The organism is Mycetocola sp., assembly GCF_046716805.1.
Classification (GTDB): domain Bacteria; phylum Actinomycetota; class Actinomycetes; order Actinomycetales; family Microbacteriaceae; genus Mycetocola_A.
This window is the reverse complement of sequence record NZ_JBKJWH010000018.1, coordinates 20,809-27,430: the sequence shown is the minus strand read 5'-3', so window position 1 is coordinate 27,430 and position 6,622 is coordinate 20,809. Positions and strand designations below refer to the sequence as shown.

General features: G+C 65.5%; 6 protein-coding genes. 1 reads left to right on the top strand and 5 read right to left on the bottom strand.

Features of this window, described 5'->3' with window-relative positions; all coding sequences use genetic code 11:
* Window positions 1-27: 27 nt before the first annotated feature.
* Entirely contained in the window at window positions 28-1,122 is a 1,095-nt protein-coding gene (locus ACLQ62_RS01485) for a fatty acid desaturase family protein (protein ID WP_411719885.1), read from the bottom strand.
* A 322-nt stretch (window positions 1,123-1,444) separates the two neighbouring features.
* On the opposite strand from ACLQ62_RS01485, the gene ACLQ62_RS01480 reads away from it, so the two are divergent.
* Complete coding sequence (locus ACLQ62_RS01480; RefSeq protein ID WP_090712708.1) at window positions 1,445-1,648, top strand: cold-shock protein; 204 nt, start codon at window positions 1,445-1,447, stop codon at window positions 1,646-1,648.
* 211 nt (window positions 1,649-1,859) lie between these two features.
* Here ACLQ62_RS01480 and ACLQ62_RS01475 read toward each other — a convergent pair whose 3' ends face one another.
* The 4 genes from ACLQ62_RS01475 to ACLQ62_RS01460 all read right to left on the bottom strand — a co-directional run bounded on the left by ACLQ62_RS01475 (window position 1,860) and on the right by ACLQ62_RS01460 (window position 6,599).
* Window positions 1,860-3,674, bottom strand: a complete 1,815-nt coding sequence (locus ACLQ62_RS01475) for an ABC-F family ATP-binding cassette domain-containing protein (RefSeq protein ID WP_411719884.1) — start codon at window positions 3,672-3,674, stop codon at window positions 1,860-1,862.
* A 38-nt stretch (window positions 3,675-3,712) separates the two neighbouring features.
* Window positions 3,713-4,648 (bottom strand): 4-(cytidine 5'-diphospho)-2-C-methyl-D-erythritol kinase, encoded by a 936-nt coding sequence (locus tag ACLQ62_RS01470; protein WP_411719883.1) that lies wholly within the window; start codon window positions 4,646-4,648, stop codon window positions 3,713-3,715.
* A 179-nt stretch (window positions 4,649-4,827) separates the two neighbouring features.
* Complete coding sequence (gene rsmA / locus ACLQ62_RS01465) at window positions 4,828-5,667, bottom strand: 16S rRNA (adenine(1518)-N(6)/adenine(1519)-N(6))-dimethyltransferase RsmA (protein ID WP_411719882.1); 840 nt, start codon at window positions 5,665-5,667, stop codon at window positions 4,828-4,830.
* Window positions 5,664-6,599: a TatD family hydrolase gene (locus ACLQ62_RS01460; protein ID WP_411719881.1), complete on the bottom strand. Its 936-nt coding sequence runs from the start codon at window positions 6,597-6,599 to the stop codon at window positions 5,664-5,666. The genes rsmA and ACLQ62_RS01460 overlap by 4 nt, the downstream gene beginning before the upstream one ends.
* Window positions 6,600-6,622: the final 23 nt, after the last annotated feature.

Below are 6,622 nucleotides of genomic sequence, written 5' to 3'. Positions count from 1 at the left end.
ACCGGGCGCTTCTCGGGAACTGTCAGCTCACGGCCGGCGGAACTGGTTGACCATGGGGCAGTCGAACGGGTCGCGAGCCGAGAGGCCCACCCGGTTGAGGTAGTCGATGACGATCGCGTACGAGCGCACGAGGGTCGTCTCCGTGTAGGGGACGCCAATGGTCTTGCAGTGCTCGATCACGATCTCGCGCGCGTGCTTCAGGTGCGGGCGCGGCATGCTCGGGAACAGGTGGTGTTCGATCTGGTAGTTGAGGCCGCCCATGAAGTAGCTCATTCCCCGGCCGCGAATGTTGCGGCTGGTGAGGACCTGCTTCGACAGGAAGTCGACCTTCGCGCCTTCGGCGATGAGCGGCATCCCCTTGTGGTTGGGCGCGAAGGACGCTCCCATGTACACGCCGAAGACGGCCATCTGAACGCCGAGGAAGGCGAACGCCATGCCGACCGGGAGGAATACAAACAGGATCGCGAGATAGATGCCGAGGCGCAGGCCGATGAGCGTGAACTCGAGCCAGCGCTTGTCGATCGTCTCGGAGGTGAACAAAGTCCGGATCGACAGGAAGTGAAGGTTGATTCCCTCCAGCGTCAGCAGCGGGAAGAAGAGGTAGCCCTGGCGCCGGGTGATGAAGGCGAGCAGCCCCGTGGCTTTCGCGGCATCCTCTTCCTTGAACGAGATGGTGTCGATCTCGATGTCCGGGTCCTTGCCGACCGTGTTGGGGTTGGCGTGATGGCGGGTGTGCTTCGTCATCCACCAGGCGTAGCTGATGCCGACGACGCCGTCGGCGAGGATGCGGCCGAGGCGGTCGTTGGCCGGACCGGATTCGAAGATCTGACGGTGAGAGGCCTCATGGGCGACGAAGGCCACCTGGGTGAGGACGATGCCGAGGCCCGCTGCAATGAGCAGCTGATACCAGGAGTCGCCGAGAAGGACGAAGCCCGTGGCGAGACCACCGAGCGCAAGGGCCAGGGCGGTGAGCACGAGCATGTAGAAACCGGTGCGGCGTTTGAGAAGACCCGCCTCACGAACGGTCTTCAGTAGTGCGGCGAACGTTGTCGTCGGATTGTCCAATCCGTCGATTCGTGCGGTGGTCTTGCGTACGGGACCAAGGGTCGCTGTGACAGTCATGGCACCTCCAAAAGGGTTGAGCCCGACTTCCCAGCCGTGACGAAAACGAGCGTGTGCTCGGGATGTTTCAGAGACTACGTGGTGACATATTCCCTGCGGCGATTACATTACGGGAATAGGCATATACTCAGCCAATATTTCGAATCGCTTGCATCTCACCGCGGCGTGGGTTAGTGTTGGCAGCGCAGTAGTAGTGTTACGCAGTGATTGATTTACGGCGGTTCCTTCATCTGAAGAACCGCCGTTTCTTGTAGGAGCGGACAGGTACGCCGCATTTGGGATGACGACAGTCGTCATCCACAAGACTCCTAAGGAGATCATCATGGCAACAGGAACCGTCAAGTGGTTTAACGCAGAAAAAGGCTTCGGATTCATCGCTCCCGATGACGGAAGCGCCGACGTGTTCGCGCACTTCTCGGCCATCGCTTCCAGCGGCTTCCGCTCGCTCGAGGAGAACCAGAAGGTTGAATTCGAAACCGCAACGGGCCCCAAGGGTCTGCAGGCTGAGAACATCCGCCCGCTGTAACTAAAACTATTGCTTCGTCAGTTTCGGCTGACTTCGTAATTCTTTGAGAAGCCGGCCTTCACGGGAAACCGTGGAGGCCGGCTTTTTTGTTCCTCCTCGCCGCGCTGCGGCGACAGAAATGGCTGCTCGCCTCCTTGCGGCGTAGACAGAAACGGCTGGACTTCGCGAGAAAGTCCAGCCGTTTCTGTCGGAGCAGAGAAGAGGCGCGGGTCTACTCGAGGAGCTCAGACAGCTCGAGCCAGCGCGTTTCAAAGGCGACCAACTCGGACTCGTACCCGCGGAGACGATCGCTGAGCTCCCCGAGCCCGACGTAGTCGTTCTGGTCGTGGGTGGCGAGAAGCTCGTGCGTGTCGACGATCCGCTGACGCATCTTCTGGATCTTGCGGTCGGTTGACGCGATTTCCTTCTGCGCATTGCGGAGTTCCGCTCCGCCGAGCTTGGGCGTTGCCGAGACGGCGGCTGCACCGTCAGCGGCGAGCGGCGCGATCAGCGGTGCGGCATCCTGCCCGGAGCGGAGCGCGAGGTATTCATCAACCCCGCCGGGGAGGTGCCTGAGGTGTCCGTCGAGCACGGCGTACTGCTGGTCGGTGACCCGCTCGACCAGGTACCGGTCGTGCGACACGACGAGAAGAGTTCCCGGCCACGAGTCGAGGAGATCCTCGATCGCCGCGAGCATGTCGGTGTCAAGGTCGTTGGTGGGCTCGTCGAGGATGAGGACGTTCGGCTCATCGAGGAGGATGAGCAGCAACTGCAGCCGGCGACGCTGGCCACCGGAAAGGTCCTTCACCGGGGTGGAGAGCTGTGCGCTGGTGAACCCGAGCCGTTCGAGCATCTGCCCAGGCGTCATCTCCTTGTCGCCGGTCACGTACGAGGTCTTCTGCATGCCGACGACGGTGGAGACGCGTTCGTGCTCGATCTCCTTGAGCTCGTCGAGCTGCTGGGTGAGGCTGGCGATCTTCACGGTCTTGCCGCGCTTGACCCGGCCAGACGTCGGCGTGACAGTGCCGGTGACCAGGCCGAGCAGGGTCGACTTGCCCGCACCGTTGACACCGAGGATCGCGGTGCGCTCCCCCGGCGCAATACGCCATTCGATGTCCTTCAACACCGTTCGAGTTCCCGTCGCCGATTCGGGGTCCGGGTAGACGACGCCGGCGTCGAGCAGGTCGACGACGTCCTTGCCGAGCCGGGAGGTCGCCATCTGGGCGAGCGCCACAGTGTTGCGCGGCTCCGGCTCGTTCTCGATCAGTTCGTATGCGGCATCCATGCGGAACTTCGGTTTGGTGGTCCGCGCTGGGGCACCGCGCCGGAGCCAGGCCAGCTCCTTGCGCATCAGATTCTGTCGTTTGGATTCGCTCGCCGCCGCCATCCGGTCGCGCTCGACCCGCTGCAGGATGTACGCGGCGTACCCGCCCTCGAACGGTTCGATGAGCCGGTCGTGCACCTCCCAGGTGGCTGTGCAGACCTCGTCGAGGAACCACCGGTCGTGCGTGACGACGATGAGGCCGCCGCTCGAGGGCGACCACCGCTTCTTCAGGTGGGCGGCAAGCCAGGCGATGCCTTCGACGTCGAGGTGGTTGGTGGGTTCGTCGAGGAACAGGACGTCCCAGTCACCGACGAGAAGTGCGGCGAGTGCGACACGGCGTCGCTGGCCACCGGACAGCGAGCCGATCGTCGCGTGCCAGGGGATGTCCTGGATGAGACCGCCGATGACGTCGCGGATGAGCGAACTTCCCGCCCACTCATGGTCTTCTGCCGAGCCGACGATCGCCTGCGACACGATGAGGTCGTCCGGCTGCTCGTCGCGCTGGTCGAGCATGCCAATGGTGACGCCGCGGCGGCGCGTGACGCGACCGCCATCCGGTTCGATCCGCCCGGCGAGAAGGGAGAGCAGGGTCGACTTGCCGTCGCCGTTTCGCCCGACGACACCGATCCGATCGCCCTCGTTCACCCCGGCAGTGACAGAGTCGAAGATCACACGGGTCGGGTATTCAAGATGGAGCTGTTCTGCTCCGAGAAGGTGGGCCACCCCCCAAGCCTAAGCGCCGGGGAGGGAGCGAACCGCCATCAGTCGTGCAGGAGCCGCGCCCCGTGCACCGGCCCGGTCACCCGGATCACGTTGAGGCGTGACGCGCTGAGGCTGACCTGCAGTTCGAGCGCGGTGTCGGCATCGGGCGCAAGGAACGCAACGGTCGGGCCTGAACCCGAAACGATCCCGGCGAGGGCACCCATCTGCTCGCCGAGTTCGAGGATGGTGCCCAGCCCGGGAGCGAGATGGAGCGCGGCGGCCTGGAGGTCGTTGTGGAGGGCCTCTGCGAGCTGCCTGGGATCACCGGCGCGCAGAGCCTGGAGCACTTCGGCGTCAACCGTCGGCTGCGAGACGGCGGGAAAGATGTCCTGGGCGTGCCTTTCCCGGTGGGCGTCGAGGGCGCGGTACACGTCCGGCGTCGACATCCCGAACTCGGCGATCGCGAGGACCCAGGAGAAGGTGCCCTTCGCCAGCGCCGGGCTGAGCCGGTCGCCTTTACCGGTTCCGATCGCGGTTCCTCCGGTGAGAGCGAATGGCACATCGGCGCCGAGTTTGCCGGCCATCGCCAACAGGTCATCGCGCGGAACCTCGGTGCCCCAGAGCGAATCGCAGGCGAGCAGGGTGGCCGCGGCATCCGCCGAGCCGCCGCCCATTCCCCCGGCGATGGGAACGTGCTTTTCGATGTCCAGACGCACTCCCCTGCGGTACCCGGCCTTGCGAGCGAGCATCCGCGCCGCTTTGATGGCGAGGTTACTGCCGTCGACCGCGAGCGACGACGTGTCGATCGGCCCGGAGAAGCTGACCGAGAAGTCGGACGCTGGGTATGCGCGGACGTCCTCGTACAGCGACACAGCCTGAAACGCCGTCGCGAGGTCGTGGTATCCGTCCTCCATCAGCTCGCCGACCTTCAGGAAGACGTTGATCTTCCCGGGCGCCCGTGCGTGGGCGAATGTCGGGGCCAGCGGAGCGGTCATGCAACCAACCTAACGCAGCGCCGGGGGCAAGGCCCCGCGAAGGAACTCCTTGGCAGCTGGCATTCCATCCTCGGTCGCGCCTGCGTCCGTCAACATGGTCCGCCAGTTCTCACGGCTCTGGCCGGTCGTGGCGAGGACGGACGCGTCGCCGATGCTGTCACTCTGCCGGGAGACGACCATCAGAGCGCCCTCACCTGGCGTGCGATGGCGAGGAAGTCGTGCACGGTGAGTTCCTCTCCTCGTGCGGTCGGTGCGATGCCGGCCGCTGTCATGGCATCCGTTGCTGCGGCCGACCCGCCGAGCAGCTGGCCGAGGGACTGCCGCAACATCTTCCGCCGTTGCTGGAAGGCGGCGTCGACGATGCTGAAGGTGAGGACGCGCTCTTCTTCGGTGCCGATCGCGTCGTCGCGGCGGTCGAAGCCGACGAGGACGGAGTCGACGTTCGGAACGGGCCAGAACACCTGGCGGCTCACCGTCCCAGCGGTTCGCCAGGCGCCGTACCAGCTGGCCTTGACGCTCGGGCTGCCGTAGATCTTCGACCCGGGTTCGGCCGCGAGGCGGTGGCCGACCTCGGCCTGGACCATCACGACACCGGCGCGGATCGATTCGAAATGCTCGAGCAGGTGCAGCAGCACGGGCACTGAGATGTTGTACGGGAGGTTCGCGACGAGCCGGGTCGGATCGCCGGGGAGTTCAGTGATCCGCATCGCATCGGCGCTCACCACGGTGAGCGGGGCGCCCGGCTGCAGCAGTTCGACGGTTTTCGGCAGCTGGTCGGCGAGACGGTGGTCGATCTCCACGGCCACGACGCTCGCCCCCGCTGCGAGCAGGCCGAGGGTGAGCGAACCCAGACCTGGACCGACCTCGACAACGTGTTCGCCCGGGGCGACCCTCGCGACTTTGACGATGCGGCGCACCGTGTTGGCGTCGACGACGAAGTTCTGGCCGAGTTTCTTCGTCGGCTGGACGTCGAGCATGTCGGCGAGGTCACGGATTTCTGCGGGGCCGAGGAGGCTCATTCGCGGTCTTTCTGAGGAGTGTCGTACGGGTCCGGCTGGGAGGTAACGGGGTCCTCATCCCAATGGCCGTACACGTACTCGGTGTTGGAGGAGATCTGGGCGGCGAGCATCGACGGGTCCGTGCCGAGGTGAGCCGCAATGGCTCGGACCGTGTGCGGAAGCAGATACGGGGCGTTCGGCTGACCGCGATGCGGCATGGGGGTCAGATACGGGGCATCCGTCTCGAGCAGAAGAAGGTTCCGCGGCGCCACGTCGAGCGCGCCCCGGAGGTTCTCGGCGTTTTTGAACGTTGCCGTCCCGGCGAACGACATGAACCATCCGTTGTCGGCGCACTCCCTGGCGAGTTCTGCGTCGCCCGAGAAGCAATGGAACACTGTGCGTTCGGGTGCGCCGACTCGGCGCAGGGTTTCGAGCACGTCGGCGTGGGCGTCGCGGTCGTGGATCTGCAGCGCGAGGTGGTGGTCCTTTGCCATCCGGATGTGCGCCTCGAACGCGCGCTGCTGCGCCGCGCGGCCCTCCGGTCCGGTGCGGTAGTAATCGAGACCGGTCTCCCCGATCGCCCGAACCCGGGGCCGGCCGGCCAGCTCGTCGATCACGGCGAGGGCATCGTCGAGGCCGCCCTCAGCGTCCAGCCGGGGGGTCTCGTTGGGGTGGATTGCGACGGCGGCAAGCATCCTCGGCTCGATGGCTGCCGTTTCGGCGCTCCAGATCGACGACTCGACGTCCGTGCCGACCTGCACGATCCCGCGAACGCCGACACTCGACGCGCGGTCGAGGTGCTCCCGGTAGTCGAGCGCTCCCCCGTCAGCGACGGGGCGACCGGACCCGACGGACGGGTCCAGATGGGTGTGGTTGTCGTACACCGGCACGAGCAGCGCCTCCGGCAGCGGAGGGTACCGAAGTTCCGGGCGCGCGGAGGCGGAGTTCGTCATGGTCACGACGGTACCCCACTTGC

Excerpts from the sequence above, each read along its gene's own strand:
- ACLQ62_RS01485 (WP_411719885.1), bottom strand. The coding sequence starts at position 1,122 with ATGACTGTCACAGCGACCCTTGGTCCCGTACGCAAGACCACCGCACGA.
- ACLQ62_RS01480 (WP_090712708.1), top strand. The coding sequence starts at position 1,445 with ATGGCAACAGGAACCGTCAAGTGGTTTAACGCAGAAAAAGGCTTCGGA.
- ACLQ62_RS01470 (WP_411719883.1), bottom strand. The coding sequence starts at position 4,648 with ATGACCGCTCCGCTGGCCCCGACATTCGCCCACGCACGGGCGCCCGGG.
- rsmA (WP_411719882.1), bottom strand. The coding sequence starts at position 5,667 with ATGAGCCTCCTCGGCCCCGCAGAAATCCGTGACCTCGCCGACATGCTC.
- ACLQ62_RS01460 (WP_411719881.1), bottom strand. The coding sequence starts at position 6,599 with ATGACGAACTCCGCCTCCGCGCGCCCGGAACTTCGGTACCCTCCGCTG.